This window comes from Mucilaginibacter sp. NFX135 (genome assembly GCF_048565145.1).
Taxonomy (GTDB): domain Bacteria; phylum Bacteroidota; class Bacteroidia; order Sphingobacteriales; family Sphingobacteriaceae; genus Mucilaginibacter.
The window spans coordinates 1,762,468-1,777,107 of sequence record NZ_CP183412.1 but is presented as its reverse complement, the minus strand read 5'-3'; the positions used below and the strand labels follow the sequence as shown (position 1 = coordinate 1,777,107).

Annotated in this window: 15 protein-coding genes; 10 read left to right on the top strand and 5 right to left on the bottom strand. The window is 41.8% G+C overall.

Annotated elements, in window-relative coordinates:
• The first annotated feature begins 64 nt into the window (after window positions 1–64).
• Both ACNURT_RS07730 and ACNURT_RS07725 read left to right on the top strand, forming a co-directional pair.
• Window positions 65–1,996: an amino acid permease gene (locus tag ACNURT_RS07730; protein ID WP_419701240.1), complete on the top strand. Its 1,932-nt coding sequence runs from the start codon at window positions 65–67 to the stop codon at window positions 1,994–1,996.
• A gap of 100 nt (window positions 1,997–2,096) precedes the next feature.
• Window positions 2,097–2,513 carry a DUF5655 domain-containing protein gene (locus tag ACNURT_RS07725; RefSeq protein ID WP_419701239.1) on the top strand — a complete coding sequence of 139 codons (417 nt, stop codon included), beginning with the start codon at window positions 2,097–2,099 and terminating at the stop codon, window positions 2,511–2,513.
• Between the two features lie 19 nt (window positions 2,514–2,532).
• Here the strand turns inward: ACNURT_RS07725 and ACNURT_RS07720 are convergent, their stop codons facing one another.
• The 5 genes from ACNURT_RS07720 to ACNURT_RS07700 form a co-directional block, all read right to left on the bottom strand.
• The gene (locus tag ACNURT_RS07720) at window positions 2,533–2,817 is read right to left on the bottom strand and encodes a phosphatase PAP2 family protein (RefSeq protein ID WP_419702118.1); all 285 of its coding nucleotides are present in this window, start codon (window positions 2,815–2,817) and stop codon (window positions 2,533–2,535) included.
• Window positions 2,818–2,962: 145 nt separating this feature from the next.
• On the bottom strand, window positions 2,963–3,148 hold the full coding sequence (locus tag ACNURT_RS07715) for a hypothetical protein (protein WP_419701238.1): 186 nt from the start codon (window positions 3,146–3,148) through the stop codon (window positions 2,963–2,965).
• A gap of 144 nt (window positions 3,149–3,292) precedes the next feature.
• Window positions 3,293–4,228: a hypothetical protein gene (locus ACNURT_RS07710; RefSeq protein WP_419701237.1), complete on the bottom strand. Its 936-nt coding sequence runs from the start codon at window positions 4,226–4,228 to the stop codon at window positions 3,293–3,295.
• 9 nt (window positions 4,229–4,237) lie between these two features.
• Window positions 4,238–5,125, bottom strand: coding sequence for a FimB/Mfa2 family fimbrial subunit (locus ACNURT_RS07705; RefSeq protein WP_419701236.1), 888 nt, complete (start codon window positions 5,123–5,125; stop codon window positions 4,238–4,240).
• Between the two features lie 209 nt (window positions 5,126–5,334).
• The gene (locus tag ACNURT_RS07700) at window positions 5,335–7,284 is read right to left on the bottom strand and encodes a KUP/HAK/KT family potassium transporter (protein ID WP_370997549.1); all 1,950 of its coding nucleotides are present in this window, start codon (window positions 7,282–7,284) and stop codon (window positions 5,335–5,337) included.
• 193 nt (window positions 7,285–7,477) lie between these two features.
• On the opposite strand from ACNURT_RS07700, the gene ACNURT_RS07695 reads away from it, so the two are divergent.
• The 8 genes from ACNURT_RS07695 to ACNURT_RS07660 all read left to right on the top strand — a co-directional run bounded on the left by ACNURT_RS07695 (window position 7,478) and on the right by ACNURT_RS07660 (window position 14,639).
• Window positions 7,478–7,999: a T9SS type A sorting domain-containing protein gene (locus ACNURT_RS07695; protein WP_370997547.1), complete on the top strand. Its 522-nt coding sequence runs from the start codon at window positions 7,478–7,480 to the stop codon at window positions 7,997–7,999.
• Window positions 8,000–8,192: 193 nt separating this feature from the next.
• Entirely contained in the window at window positions 8,193–8,804 is a 612-nt protein-coding gene (locus tag ACNURT_RS07690) for a fumarylacetoacetate hydrolase family protein (protein ID WP_370997545.1), read from the top strand.
• A 3-nt stretch (window positions 8,805–8,807) separates the two neighbouring features.
• Entirely contained in the window at window positions 8,808–10,520 is a 1,713-nt protein-coding gene (locus ACNURT_RS07685; protein ID WP_419701235.1) for a M23 family metallopeptidase, read from the top strand.
• A gap of 96 nt (window positions 10,521–10,616) precedes the next feature.
• On the top strand, window positions 10,617–11,078 hold the full coding sequence (gene bcp, locus ACNURT_RS07680) for a thioredoxin-dependent thiol peroxidase (RefSeq protein WP_370997543.1): 462 nt from the start codon (window positions 10,617–10,619) through the stop codon (window positions 11,076–11,078).
• A 48-nt stretch (window positions 11,079–11,126) separates the two neighbouring features.
• Entirely contained in the window at window positions 11,127–11,972 is an 846-nt protein-coding gene (locus ACNURT_RS07675) for a transketolase (RefSeq protein WP_419701234.1), read from the top strand.
• A gap of 112 nt (window positions 11,973–12,084) precedes the next feature.
• Complete coding sequence (locus ACNURT_RS07670; protein WP_419701233.1) at window positions 12,085–13,059, top strand: transketolase family protein; 975 nt, start codon at window positions 12,085–12,087, stop codon at window positions 13,057–13,059.
• Window positions 13,060–13,075: 16 nt separating this feature from the next.
• Window positions 13,076–13,630, top strand: coding sequence for an RNA polymerase sigma factor (locus tag ACNURT_RS07665; RefSeq protein ID WP_370997538.1), 555 nt, complete (start codon window positions 13,076–13,078; stop codon window positions 13,628–13,630).
• A 61-nt stretch (window positions 13,631–13,691) separates the two neighbouring features.
• On the top strand, window positions 13,692–14,639 hold the full coding sequence (locus ACNURT_RS07660) for a hypothetical protein (protein WP_419701232.1): 948 nt from the start codon (window positions 13,692–13,694) through the stop codon (window positions 14,637–14,639).
• Window position 14,640 lies beyond the last annotated feature (1 nt).

Sequence of the window (14,640 nt, the reverse complement as noted above, 5' to 3'; positions counted from 1 at the left end):
ATACTTATTCAATGCAAAAAAATGATTATGTTTGAATTTGAGTTGAACTAATTAGCTGAATTAAATGTCGAAAAGTATATTTCGTAAGAAATCTGTAGAAAAAATATTACATGATGTGGAGTGTGGATTTAGTGATAGCGAGCATCCCGGGACACCAACATCGCAACTCAAAAAAGAACTTAATGTAAAAGACCTCACCCTCATGGGTATAGCCGCTGTTGTGGGTGCGGGTATCTTTTCAACCATAGGCGAGGCTTCCTTTCACGGCGGACCAGCAGTTTCCATCTTATTTGTAGTTACGGCAATTACCTGCGGTTTTTCGGCCCTTTGTTATGCCGAGTTTGCCTCGCGCATACCGGTTGCCGGCAGCGCTTACACTTATGCTTACGCTTCCTTTGGTGAACTTATTGCCTGGATCATAGGCTGGGACCTTTTAATGGAATATGCCATTGGTAATATCGCGGTGGCCATATCCTGGAGCGAGTATTTTGTAAATCTGCTCGAAGGCTTTAACATCCACCTGCCCAAGTATCTAACCATGGATTATGTATCAGCCCTGCGGGCGCATGAACAAGTGCAGGCTGCCGGGAGCCACCTGGCTGATATTGGCGATAGGGTAAAAATAGCCGCCCTGGCCTGGAACACCGCGCCTGGCATCGGCAATTTTAAACTGATAGCCAACCTACCTGCTTTAGGTATTGTAATAGTTATTACTTACCTGGTTTATGTGGGCATCCGCGAAACAAAAAAGGCAACCAATGCCATGGTTATCTTAAAAATAGTAATTGTTATAGCCGTTATCGTTATCGGTTTTTTTTATGTTACCCCGGCCAACTGGCACCCTTTTATGCCCAATGGCTTTAGCGGTGTAATGAAAGGCGTATCCGGCGTTTTCTTCGCTTACATTGGTTTTGACGCCATATCTACCACCGCCGAAGAATGCGAAAAACCACAGCGCGATCTGCCCCGGGGCATGATCTATTCGCTCATTATTTGTACTGTATTGTATATACTAATTGCCTTGGTACTCACCGGCATGGTGAGTTACAAGGAACTACAAGTTGGCGACCCGCTGGCATTTGTATTTGCCAAGGTTGGTCTGCACAATATCAGTTATGCCATATCTATCAGCGCGGTTATTGCTACAGCCAGTGTGCTATTGATATTTCAGCTGGGGCAGCCTCGTATATGGATGAGTATGAGCCGCGATGGTTTGCTGCCAAAAGCTTTCTCGCGTATCCACCCTAAGTTTCATACACCGGCATTTGCAACAATAGTTACCGGCTTTGTAGTGGCTATACCGGCCCTGTTCATGAACCTGACCGAAGTTACCGACCTGACCAGCATCGGTACCCTGTTTGCTTTTGTACTGGTGTGCGGTGGTGTACTCTTACTACCACGTGAAGCGGCACAAGCAGGTAAATTCCATTTGCCGTATGTTAACGGTAAACTCATTATACCGCTGATAACATTGGTTATTTTAGGCTCCTGTATTTATTTTAAACCTGCTCCCCAGGTAGAGATGATGCAGTTTAAAAAGCTAAAAGACCGGTCAGCTATTATTGACAATCTAGACGCTACAGATAATGCTGCACTGCTTATCAGTTTCAACACGCTGTATGGTGATCAGCATATAACTCCCGCTAATGCCACAAAATATTTTAAAGATATTGAGGAAGATAAATTTAACACCGCGCTAAGAGTAACCCATATCAGCGATGCTAAAAAATATTACCTGGGTTTAGATGGTTTCCTTTATAACTTCCCGAATTACCTGTTTTTTATACTCATCATCATTATCAGTATTTATAGCTTTATCAAAAACTTTTCGCTGATACCGGTGCTGGGCCTCATGAGTTGTTTTTATTTAATGACGGAACTTGGCTATACCAACTGGCTGCGCTTTTTAATATGGCTGGTGATAGGTCTGGTTATTTACTTTACCTACAGCTATAAAAACAGCGTACTGGGCAGGGAGGTAAGTTCTAAGTCTTAAGTTGAAGTCTTGAGTTCTGAGTATAAAAGATAAAACTTTATCTTTATTCCAGTTACTTATTTTAGTACTTCGAACTCAAAACTTAAGACTCATAACTCTAATGACCTGGATATGCCCCATATGTAACCGCGAATTTTCTGCTACCCACCAGGTACATTCTTGTCGTGAGCGCAACCTGAGCGATTTTTTGCAGGGTAAGTCGGAGTACACGGTGGGGCTTTTTGATCATTTCATTACCGAATACCTGCAGATAGCGCCCATCAAAGTTTATCCTACCAAAAGCATGATCGCTATAGGCACCCGTGTAAATTTTGCTTATGTTACGCAATTAGGTAAAAATTTTATTGATGTGGTGTTTTCTTTTAAGGAAATGTATGAGGATAATCTGTGCTTTACCAAAATAAAAACGGTACCAGGTACCAATGACCATAACCATTATTTCCGGATGTATTATAAAGAAGACTTGAACGATGAGGTCAGAAAATACATGAAAATGGCACACGAAAAAGGGATATAGCTTGGATACTCAAAACTATCTACTCCGGATAGGTCTTATGTTTCTTCTTACCCAGTATCCATTGCTGGGCTTTAAAGCTCAGGTAAGCTGATCCTGCCCCTACAAGGGCTCCACCTATAACATCGCTCGGGTAATGCATTCCTAAATACATCCGCGAATATCCTACAGCACCGGCATATAAAAACGAAGGTGCTATTACATACCATTTGGGTATAGCCAAACTTAAAGAAGTAGCCGCCGAAAAAGCAAATGCGGTATGCCCGGAAGGAAACGAAGGGTCTGTAGGACCTGGCGATTCTTTCAGCGTTATCAGATCGGGTGTACTATATACGGCCGTGTACGATTAAATATTTTCTTTAATACATAAGTGGAGCCACCGGCAATTACCAGTGAGGCACCAGCTTGTAAACCAGTAATTTTAAGATCATCGTCATGGTTTACAAAACCAGCTACCAACAAACCAACTGGTACAGCGGCATCAACATAAATAGCTTTTTTGGTAACAAATCTCCAGGTTTATCGACACCGCTAACCGGGCCATTCATATCTTTTAACAGGTTAAGATCAAGCCCCTGCGCAAATAAACTGGTGGCAAAAAACAATGCCCAACACGTTAAATATATTTTCTTTTTCACTTACAGGATTTTACTCAAACGCTGTAAATGTGAAAAAACATTCTGTAGTAATATTGGAATAATATTATCCTAACATATAATCAGGATAATATATCGACATTTTACAAACTTAGAACCAGAACCCTATTTTCGATAATTCAATGGTCAAAACGGAACGATAGTGGTATTCCCCCAAACTGGGTTTACCTGTATCTGCCAGGCATTAGATACGCTTCCAAAAAACGCACCGCTAAGAACTAAATCCTGGTTTTTCTGTACACTGATATTTGTAAAAGTATGGCTTGAACCTGCGCATGAAATTGTAAAAGAAAAAGGGCTCACAGTATTCGGTGTAATCAAACTAAAAACATAATTTGGTTTATTTTTTACAGAATCAGGTATGATGTAAGTGGTTGGTAAATAATCAAATATACTAAAAAAGGCATCAACTGCTCCTGTATTCATATTGTACATGGCAGGTTCCCGGTTAAGATATGTAATCCCGATGCTTGTCGCATTATTCGGCATATTATCTGTAAACTTTATATCTACCCGGCCAACTATTCGTTCAAGCGTTACGCTTTGATTGGCCACAGGGCCTGTAACTGCTAAATTAAATGTTTTACCAAAAGTATCTTTCCAGAAATTCGCTGGATTAATATCATCACCCGAATATTCAGGGCGTCCATAATAGGCACCGGTAAACCCTACTATTCCCGTATTTATATTCGGTATAAAGCCTACTCCTCCAGCGTATATAGCTATAGTGTAGTTGCCTTTTATTAATGAATCAGCAATAGAACCCGAATTGAATGTACTTCCACTGAAGCTTTTATGCTTAATAATTTTTTTAGTTGAATCAAATACAGTGTAATAAACGCTATCAAATACAGCCCAGTTTGGCGTAGTGTTTACAGAAAGCTTATTAGTGGTTAATTTACCATTGCTGCTAACCATTTGCTGTGTAAAAGTATTTACATTAAATGTTACCGCGTATTTATGTTTATCCGTTGGCAAGGGTTGTGTATTGGAGTGCTCCTTTTTACATGAAAGCAGCATCATTATCATCAACACCGGCATAAAGTATATATATCTTTTCATCGCTTTAAATTAAAAGGTACCGTTTGTTACATTCCAGTTTGGATCAAATGTTAATTGGAAATCTGTAGGTTGATTAGGAATACCTGAAGCAAACACATTTCCTCTCAACACGGTTATTTGATTGGACAAACAAGTTACATTGTTAATAGTGATCAAAGGGCTGAAAGCACCTGAACTATACTGCTGTACTTTAACCGTAAATGGTGTAATAATGCTATAGTTAAGTATAGGTAACAGAAAATTAGCCTGCCCTTTCTCGGCCGGTAAAAATTTGTGTGTGATTGTCCGCATGTATGAGCTGTTTGCAGCTGGTGCGCCGGTTGAGCACAAAAAAGAGTTATTATCAGGTATTGTTACCCGCAGGCTGTCAATATTAGCCGGAACATTATTGGTTGACAAAAGCCTGAGCTGCGTTAAAAGCCTGTTTAATATTACCGTTTGAGTTATCCCGCCTGATGTTACAGTAATGATAACTTTACTATAAAAAACCTCGATATTTGGATTTACCGGAAAGTTATCAGTACTCAATGTTCCCGAACCAACAAGGTTAACGTTGGTGTTAGCTACAAAAACTACGGTGTAAGTACCAGGAGCAAAACTATTGGATATAATTCCAAAACCAACGGTAGTGGTATCCTGCACTGCCTGATTTATCAAGCTGCCTGAACTATTATAAACCAGGTAGGTTAGCTTGCTTACATATTTTTTTAAAGTATCATTGGTAGCGTTTACCTTAAGTTTTTTTACGGCAGCAGTCAATTTAACTATATTACCTACTGTAAAAGTTACCGTATATTTTTTTCCATCTGGCGGGGGGGTATTACCTGACGAATGATCTTTTTTGCAGGAGCCAAGCAAGATCATGGCTATTACCGCATAAAGTAATTCTTTTTTCATTAACTTGGGTTTAGATAACAAATATTAAAATAATTTCTTTATAAAAAAATTTTATTTCGCTTTAATATAAGGGGTTACGTAAATTTAACACAACACAGCCGTATTGGTTACCAGTCGGTAAAACATAAAACGGGATGAAGTATCTGCTGGCCTATGCCTAACAAACACTTCACCCCGTTTAGGATATCAAACTTAATATGTCTTTCCGTTTAATTTACCCGGTGTATCTCTATCGCTTCAGGTATCGACAGCATCAATGGCACCTTCTCTACCGTAACAAAACTCAGGTCGAGACCAAAGCCCCGCTCTTCAGACAAACTCACCTTTTTAAGCTGCACATAAAAATCCATGATAAACCGTTCGTAGAACGACAAGCTGTGTGAGCGCGACAATACTTTCTCGATCACCACAAACCTGAAATCACCAACGATCTTATGTTTGTTTAATGATTTATAATGGCTGGTAATATCCACTTCACCTTTTTTAACCAGGTCTTCCACCACTTTGCGGAACAGCAGGTTTATTTGCTGCTCTACCCGGAAACCCAGTTTAAAGTCGATCCTGATTAGTTTATTGGGCACCAGGAACTCTACTTCATATTCGCGTTTGTATGGCTCATCAACTACATCAACGTGCACCAGCCAATAAACATCGGCCCGTTTGGGCTGCTTTTGTAAAATGGAGTAAACTATTTTCGATTCAATTTCGGAGTTGAAATTGGCGCTTGTTAAATACACCAATTGCGACGCGTATTTAGGCACGGTTTCATCCGCGCTCAGTTCTTTAAGAATATCAAAGTAATCATCGATGCTCACAAATTTCACATACCGGTTCCTGATCTTACGGGCGGTATGCCAAGTCCACATTACGGTGAACAACACAAAACCTATGGATAAGGTAAACCAACCACCATCCAGAAACTTGTGCAAGTTACCCGCCAGGAAAGTACCTTCGATAGACACATAAACGACCAAAAATATGGTAATAATATAGTTGGGTACCTTTTTGCGCTTCAGGAATTTAGACACCAATATAGTGGTCATGAGCATGGCCACGGTTATACTTAAACCATAGGCAGCTTCCATCCTGTCCGAATGGCGGAATATAAGTACCACTCCCAAACAGCCTGCCCAAAGTATCCAGTTTACGCTGGGCACATACAGCTGGCCCTTTTGTTCTGAGGGATAATTGATACGCACCTTAGGCCACAAATTAAGTCGTACTGCCTCCGCAATGAGCGTAAATGAACCTGATATAAGCGCCTGACTGGCAATAATAGCCGCCACAGTAGCTATACCTATACCGTATAGCAGAAACCACACCGGCATTATCTTATAAAATGGATTATTAATATTAAGATCCATCGTAGTACCATTGCGCTGCAACAGCCAAACTGCCTGCCCAAGGTAATTTAATATCAAACAGGTTTTAACATATATCCAGCTGATACGGATATTGGCTTTACCGCAGTGCCCAAGGTCGGAGTATAAAGCCTCGGCTCCGGTAGTACATAAAAACACCGCGCCCAATACAATAAACGCGTTGCCGCTGGTGCTTGAACTTAGTAATTTATAAGCGTAGTACGGGTTTAAAGCCCTTATGATGATAGGATCATGCACAATATAAGTTATACCTAATACCCCCATCATGGTAAACCAAATAAACATGATAGGCCCAAAAGCTTTACCCACCAATGATGTACCGAATTGCTGTATTATAAAAAGCACCGTGATGATAGCCATTACTATTTCAACCGTCGGCAAATTTGGATAATAGGTTTGCAAACCCTCAATGGCCGATGATATGGTAATAGGGGGCGTAATGATACCGTCGGCAAGCAGGGCGCAGCCACCTACTACGGCAGGCACAATAAGCCATTTGGCTTTACGGCGAACCAGCGAAAACAGTGAGAAAATGCCACCTTCGCCCTTGTTATCGGCTCGTAGGGTAATCACTACATATTTTAGTGTAGTTTGCAGGGTAAGCGTCCAGAAGATGAGGGATACACCTCCGAGTATTAACGTTTCGGAAATTTGTTGCTGACCAACTATAGCCTTAAATACGTATAATGGGGAGGTACCAATATCACCGTAAATTATTCCTAAACTGATGAGCAGGCCCGCGGCCGTCAGTTTTTGCAGATCTTTATGGTTCGACACTATTATATTTTAAAGCTGCAAAAATATTAATTTTTTCGGTTAAACTTAAATAAACATTAAACGTATAAATGAAAGAGGAGTCTAAACTGTAAAACGGACATATTTTGTTAAAAATTGTTAAAAAATTTTATAAAAGCATCATTTTTTTAATTGATGAAGGCTTTATTTATACTTTTGTAAGCGAAGACTTAAAATGAGGCGAAAAATAACTTATACTTTTATTTATACCTATACCAGGTTCATACTAATTGCGATGGCAGTTTTTATGAACATGGCTTTTGTCTCCGATGCCCGGCCTGCCCATGCCAAAAAAGATACTACTTATCTGCGTGTTTCAAAAGAGAAGGCAGGCAAACTATCCTATTTTAAAAATGGCCTGCACCTGGTATTACCCCCAACAAAGCCGGCAATAACATCAAGTGTAAAAGTAAGCGTTTCGCGGCCTTACGAGAAATTATTGAATGATGTACAGGTATATCCTAATCCGGTTACCGATCAAATCAATTTAAAATATACCCTATCCCGCAATACTATTATCACCATTAAAATAATGGATGTTTTGGGTAACGATATTACCACTATGTTTTCGTCAAGGGTTGATTCCGGCGATCATAACATCAACTATCCCATAGCCAACAAACTTTCCCGCGGCTTTTACTTTGTACGCGTTGTAGCCGGTACCGAATCGGTTATCAAACGGATCTCGGTATTGTAATAAATTCGGATTTCGGATGTTCGATTTTTCACTTTTTTTGTATTCAATGGTGTTCAAGAGGGCTTCGCCGTTTCAGATTTAATTTTTATTCCGGATTTATTTTAGAATTTTTGGCTTTCAGATTTATATCATCTGTATCTATAATTAATTAACAAAATCCGAAATCGAACATCCGAAATCCGAAATAAAATAAATGAAGATAATTGCCATTGGCCGCAACTATGCCGAACATGCCAAAGAATTAAATAACCCGGTACCCGCCGTTCCGGTTATTTTTATGAAACCCGAAACTGCCATTATCAAGGATAACAAACCTTTTTACCACCCCGATTTTTCTGACGATGTGCATCATGAGATCGAGATCGTTTTAAAAGTAAGCAAGGAAGGCAAGCATATCAGCGAGAAGTTCGCAGCCAATTATTATGAGGAGATTGCTCTCGGCGTTGATTTTACCGCCCGCGATATCCAGAGCAAGCATAAAGAAAAGGGCCTGCCCTGGGAACTGGCCAAGGCATTTGACGGTTCGGCGCCCATCAGCGCTTTTGTACCTAAAAGCAAATTCGCCCAGATCTATGAGCTAAATTTTAAACTGGATGTAAACGGCGAAACCCGGCAGCAGGGTAATACCCGCGATCTGCTGTTCCCGTTTGAAAACATTATCGCTTTTGTTTCACGATACATTACCCTTAAAAAAGGCGACCTTATATTTACTGGTACCCCACAGGGCGTATCAAAAGTAAAAGTTGGCGACAGGCTGGAAGGATATTTAGAGGACGAAAAATTGCTTGACTTTTACGTTAAATAAAACATGATCAAAAAACAGCTGATTATTACCGTGCTATGCCTTATTTTTTATTCGGGCATACAGGCACAAACACCTATACAAAGCAGGCAATACCCGCAAAATTATTTCCGTTACCCGCTTGATCTGCCTCCAACAACGGCCGGATCATTCGGCGAGCTACGGCCAGCCCACTTTCATTCGGGGCTCGATTTTAAAACCAACCAGCGGACCGGCTATCCGGTACATGCCGCGGCCGATGGCTATGTTTCACGGGTGAGAGTACAATTTGGTGGTTTTGGCCGCGCGGTTTACATCACCCATCCAAATGGTTATACTACCGTTTATGGTCACCTCGAAGCTTTTTCGCCCGCTATAGCAGCCATCGTAAAAGCCTATCAGTACGATCATCAAACTTATGAGGCCGATTTTAATCTCGATCCTAAACATGTACCGCTTCAAAAAGGTGATGTGTTTGCTATGTCTGGTAATGCCGGGGCATCAGCCGGACCGCACGTGCATTTCGAGATCAGGGACACCCAAACCGAGCAAACTATTAACCCGCAATTGTTTGGTTTAACTATTCCGGATCGCGTTCCGCCTTCCATTACTTCTATAGGCATCTATCACCTCAATGGTAATCCATTCAGCGAAAAAACGCCCAAAGAATTCTTAGCGGTAACCGGCGCTGCCGGCAACTATCATTTATTAAAACCGCAGGTATTGCACCTGAGCGGGTATGTTGGTTTCGGTATCAATACCACCGATATGAACAGTACCTCGGCCAATCATAATGGCATTTACTCACTGGAGCTAAAACTCGACGGCCAAACAGTTTACACTTTTACGGTAGAACGCTTTGCCTTTGACCAAACCCATGCCATCAATGCTTATATTGATTATCCGGCTTTTGAATCATCGCGCCGCTGGATGCAGAAGTGCTTTATATTACCGGGCAGCCACATATCCTTGTACCCGCAATCCATTAACCGGGGTATCATCACTTTTGATGACAACGCCCTGCATGATGTAGAGTATGTGGTAAAAGATGTGGCAGGCAATACATCCACCTTAAAATTAAAAGTACAGTCCGAAAAATTCACACCTCCTGTTTATAAAGTAGCCGGCACCTTATTCCATTTTGATGAAAAAAGCGAGTTTAGTACCGACAAGGTGAAAGTGAGTATTATGCCGGGCAATTTATATGACGATCTGGATTTTATTTATTCCGTATCACCCAAACCAGCCTCCGGCTTTTCGCAGGTACACCATATCCATAATCGCCTCACGCCTATCCATGACAGTTATGACCTTTGGATAAAACCAGATGCCGACCTGGGTAAATACGCCGATAAAGCGGTGATTGTAAGTACAATCAATGGTTGCCAGGGAGGGTATTTTCAGGATGGCTATATAAAATCAAAAGTGACTGCCTTTGGCGATTATTTTATTAAAATAGACACTATTCCACCGATTATACGCCCGCTCAATATTATCAACGGTAAAAACATGGCGGCGGCCAAAAGTATCAACTTCAGAATGAGCGATAACCTGTCGGGTATTAAAAGCTATGCAGGCACTATCGATAATAAATGGGTTTTAATGGAGTGGGATTATAAAAGTAAAATACTAAGTTATACCTTTAGCGGCGAAATTGCTCCCGGTAAGCACGTATTTAAGCTCACCGTTGGCGACAATAAGAATAATTTTTCGGAATTTACAGCCGATTTTTATAAATAAGGGGGCGGGATCGTGGTTCGGGAAGCGAGGATCGTGTTTTAAAAACGACTTAGCCCCGAACCAGGCAACACGACCCTCGCAACAAAAACAAAACCTATGGCAACATTAAAAGAAGGCGATAAAGCCCCTGATTTTACGGCAAAGGACCAGAATGGTAAAACCATTTCGCTTGCTGATTACAAAGGAAAAAATGTGATCCTTTATTTTTATCCAAAAGATGACACCCCGGGCTGTACCGCCGAGTCATGCAACTTTAGGGATAACTATCAGTATTTATCAAAAATTGGCTTCGAAGTAATTGGCGTAAGCACCGACGATGAAAAATCGCACAAAAAATTCGAGACTAAATACAGCCTGCCTTTTACGCTGATAGCCGATAACGAAAAACAGATTGTAGAGGCTTACGGCGTTTGGGTAGAGAAAAACATGTACGGCAAACAATATATGGGTACCGCGCGCACTACTTTCCTCATCGGTGCCGATGGTATCATCAGTAAAATAATTCACAAGGTTGATACGCAAAACGCTTCACAGCAAATACTCGACCTGATAGCATAAACTTAAAAACCATATCAAAGCTATTTTAGCTCTTCCCGAACTTTATTGATGAAACCTACTATTCAAGAATTAGAAAAAACCGCGTCGCAGATCCGCCGCGACATTGTACGTATGGTACACGCCTGCCAATCCGGTCACCCAGGTGGTTCATTAGGTTGTACAGAATATTTCACCGCCCTTTACTTTTCGGTAATGAACCACGATCCGAAGTTTAACATGGATGCCGTGGGCGAGGATATTTTCTTTTTATCAAACGGGCACATTTCGCCTGTGTTTTACAGCACACTGGCCCATGCCGGTTATTTTGACAAGGCAGAATTAGCCACCTTCCGTAAACTGAACACTCGTTTACAAGGTCACCCTACAACACATGAACATTTACCTGGGATACGCATCGCTTCGGGTTCATTGGGTCAGGGCTTATCGGTAGCTATTGGCGCCGCTCTTACTAAAAAACTAAACGGTGATAAATCATTAGTGTTCACGTTGCATGGTGATGGTGAATTACAAGAGGGACAAATATGGGAAGCCGCCATGTTTGCGCCGCACAACAAGGTGGATAATCTGATATCAACCATCGACGTAAATGGTCAGCAAATTGATGGACCAACCAACCTGGTACTGTCGCTGGGCGATCTGCATGCCAAATGGGAAGCCTTTGGCTGGGATGTTCTGGAAATGAAAGGCAATGATATGGCGGATGTGGTAAAAACACTGGAGCTGGCCAAAAGCCGCACAGGTCAGGGTAAACCTATTATGATACTGATGCATACCGAAATGGGTTACGGAGTTGATTTTATGGTGGGCAGCCACAAATGGCATGGTGTAGCGCCAAACGACGAGCAGCTGCAACTGGCTCTCGGTCAACTGGAAGAAACACTGGGCGATTATTAGCCCCCCGGCCCCCTGAAGGGGGAGCATTACAAATCAACTTAAATTGAAAATAATACAATAAAAATATTTCCCAAAAGCCCCTCTCCTTTGGAGAGGGGTTGGGGTGAGGCTCATGAAAAAATATACTTACACAGATAAAAAAGATACCCGCTCGGGCTTTGGCGCCGGGCTGCTGGAAGCCGGCAGAAAAAACGACCAGGTAGTGGCCCTTTGCGCCGACCTGATCGGATCGTTAAAAATGAATGATTTCATCAAGGAATTTCCTGAACGCTTTGTACAGGTTGGTATTGCCGAAGCTAACATGATGGGCATTGCTGCCGGCATGACCATTGGTGGTAAAATTCCGTTCACAGGCACTTTCGCCAACTTTTCAACCGGCAGGGTTTATGACCAGATCCGCCAGTCGATAGCATACTCCAACAAAAACGTAAAAATTTGTGCCTCACACGCGGGTTTAACCCTGGGCGAAGATGGCGCTACCCATCAGATCCTGGAAGATATCGGCCTCATGAAAATGTTGCCGGGTATGACGGTGATCAACACTTGCGATTATAACCAAACCAAAGCCGCTACCCTGGCTATTGCCGAATATGAGGGTCCGGTTTACCTGCGTTTTGGTAGGCCGGTGGTGCCTATTTTTACCGATCCTGACCAAAAATTTGAGATTGGCAAGGCCTGGATGGTGAATGAAGGCGCAGATGTAAGTATATTTGCCACCGGTCACCTGGTATGGCAGGCAATATTAGCCGGCGAAATACTGGCAGAGGAAGGTATTGATGCCGAGATCATTAACATACACACCATAAAACCTTTGGATGCCGAAGCCGTATTAAAGTCGGTAGCCAAAACAGGTTGTGTGGTTACTGCCGAAGAGCATAACCGCCTGGGTGGTTTGGGCGACAGCATTGCACAGGTGCTGGCTGTACATAACCCAACACCGCAGGAATATGTGGCCGTTAATGACAGCTTTGGCGAAAGCGGTACACCAGAACAGCTGATGACCAAGTATGGCCTTGATGCTGAGCATATTATACTGGCAGCAAAAAAGGTAATGAAAAGAAAACAAAATGCGGTAATTAGCATTTAACTATAAAATTTAAAAAATGTCGTTGCAGGTTGAAGATTCAGAGATTTTAAGTAAGTTCCAGGACGAAAAAACACGTAACGAAGCGTTTAACCTGTTATTGAAAAAATACCAGCAAAAAATTTACTGGCACATCAGGCGTATGGTTGTTGACCATGATGATGCGGATGATCTGGTGCAGGATGTTTTTATAAAGGTTTGGAAAAACCTGCTGGGTTTTAGAAACGACGCCCAGCTATACACCTGGATGTACAGGATAGCATCCAACGAGTGTATTACTTTTTTGAATAAGAAAAAGCAAAAAAATAATATCCCGTTGGATGATGTAGCTTATGAACTGGCCGATTCGCTGGCCGATTCAAGTTACTTTAACGGCGACCAGGCACAGCGTAAATTGCAGGAAGCATTACTGACCCTGCCCGAAAAGCAACGACTGGTTTTCAACATGAAATATTATGATGATATGAAGTATGAAGAAATATCAGACGTTCTGGGCACGAGTGTGGGTGCTTTAAAGGCATCTTTTCACCTGGCTGTCAAGAAGATAGAGGCTTTTTTACTGTCGAGAGATTAAATTCAAAATTAATACAGAATTACGTTAAACCTTTTAGCAATAAATTCATCTATAGTACTGTATGAAAAGCGATATGGACAATAGAGAGTGGCTGGATGATTATGAATCACTAAAGCGGATTGATGCCAGGAATCCGTTTGTGGTTCCAGCTGGCTATTTCGATGAATTAGCGCAGCATATAACATCACGCATAAGGCTGGAAGAGTTAAAAAACTCATCTACAGGGTTTTCTGTGCCTGAAAACTACTTTGATCAATTAAGCAGTAACATACAAAGCCGCATACGTGTTGAGGACGCTGTGAACACACAGGACTCCGGTTTTACCGTACCTGAAAATTATTTTGACGAACTTGGCAGCAACATTCAAAGCAGGATAACTGTTGAGGAGGCATTAAACCCGGAGCACCAGGGCTTTAGTGTGCCCGAAAATTATTTTGATGAACTGAGCAGTAACATCCAAAGCAGGATAGCTATCGACGAATTGGTAAACAATGAAGCCGAAAGTTTTACCCTGCCTGAAAATTACTTTGAAACACTGAGCAGCAATATTCAAAGCCGGATAACTGTTGAGCAGCATATCAACAGCGAAGCCGAAGGTTTTACCGTACCTGAGAACTATTTTGAGCTGTTAAGCCAGAATATTTTAAATAAAACCATTAACAAGGATGAGGTGGTTACTGCTAAAGTGGTTACCTTGCCCGCTGCCGTTAAAAAGAAAGGCATCGTACGCAGAATGTTCATGTCGCCTACCTTTAGGTATGCTACGGCCGCCTGCTTTGCCCTGATACTGGGTATTGGTGTGGTGGTCAGAAACAGCGATTCGCCTGTAAATCATGATCATTCTTTTTTACATGAGCAGCTATCAACAGTGCCGGTTGATGAAATTAAAAGCTACCTGCAGTTACATGCAGATGCAAATGATACCCGTACCCTGATGGAAGGCGGACAGCAAATTAATACTGCAAATTTGGATGAAGATTTGTCGGACTATTTGGATTCTACTAATTAAC

Coding starts and splice junctions, on each gene's coding strand:
- ACNURT_RS07670 (WP_419701233.1), top strand. CDS start 12,085: ATGAAAAAATATACTTACACAGATAAAAAAGATACCCGCTCGGGCTTT.
- ACNURT_RS07660 (WP_419701232.1), top strand. CDS start 13,692: ATGAAAAGCGATATGGACAATAGAGAGTGGCTGGATGATTATGAATCA.
- ACNURT_RS07710 (WP_419701237.1), bottom strand. CDS start 4,228: ATGAAAAGATATATATACTTTATGCCGGTGTTGATGATAATGATGCTG.
- ACNURT_RS07705 (WP_419701236.1), bottom strand. CDS start 5,125: ATGAAAAAAGAATTACTTTATGCGGTAATAGCCATGATCTTGCTTGGC.
- ACNURT_RS07685 (WP_419701235.1), top strand. CDS start 8,808: ATGATCAAAAAACAGCTGATTATTACCGTGCTATGCCTTATTTTTTAT.
- ACNURT_RS07730 (WP_419701240.1), top strand. CDS start 65: ATGTCGAAAAGTATATTTCGTAAGAAATCTGTAGAAAAAATATTACAT.
- bcp (WP_370997543.1), top strand. CDS start 10,617: ATGGCAACATTAAAAGAAGGCGATAAAGCCCCTGATTTTACGGCAAAG.
- ACNURT_RS07725 (WP_419701239.1), top strand. CDS start 2,097: ATGACCTGGATATGCCCCATATGTAACCGCGAATTTTCTGCTACCCAC.
- ACNURT_RS07675 (WP_419701234.1), top strand. CDS start 11,127: ATGAAACCTACTATTCAAGAATTAGAAAAAACCGCGTCGCAGATCCGC.
- ACNURT_RS07695 (WP_370997547.1), top strand. CDS start 7,478: ATGAGGCGAAAAATAACTTATACTTTTATTTATACCTATACCAGGTTC.
- ACNURT_RS07690 (WP_370997545.1), top strand. CDS start 8,193: ATGAAGATAATTGCCATTGGCCGCAACTATGCCGAACATGCCAAAGAA.
- ACNURT_RS07665 (WP_370997538.1), top strand. CDS start 13,076: ATGTCGTTGCAGGTTGAAGATTCAGAGATTTTAAGTAAGTTCCAGGAC.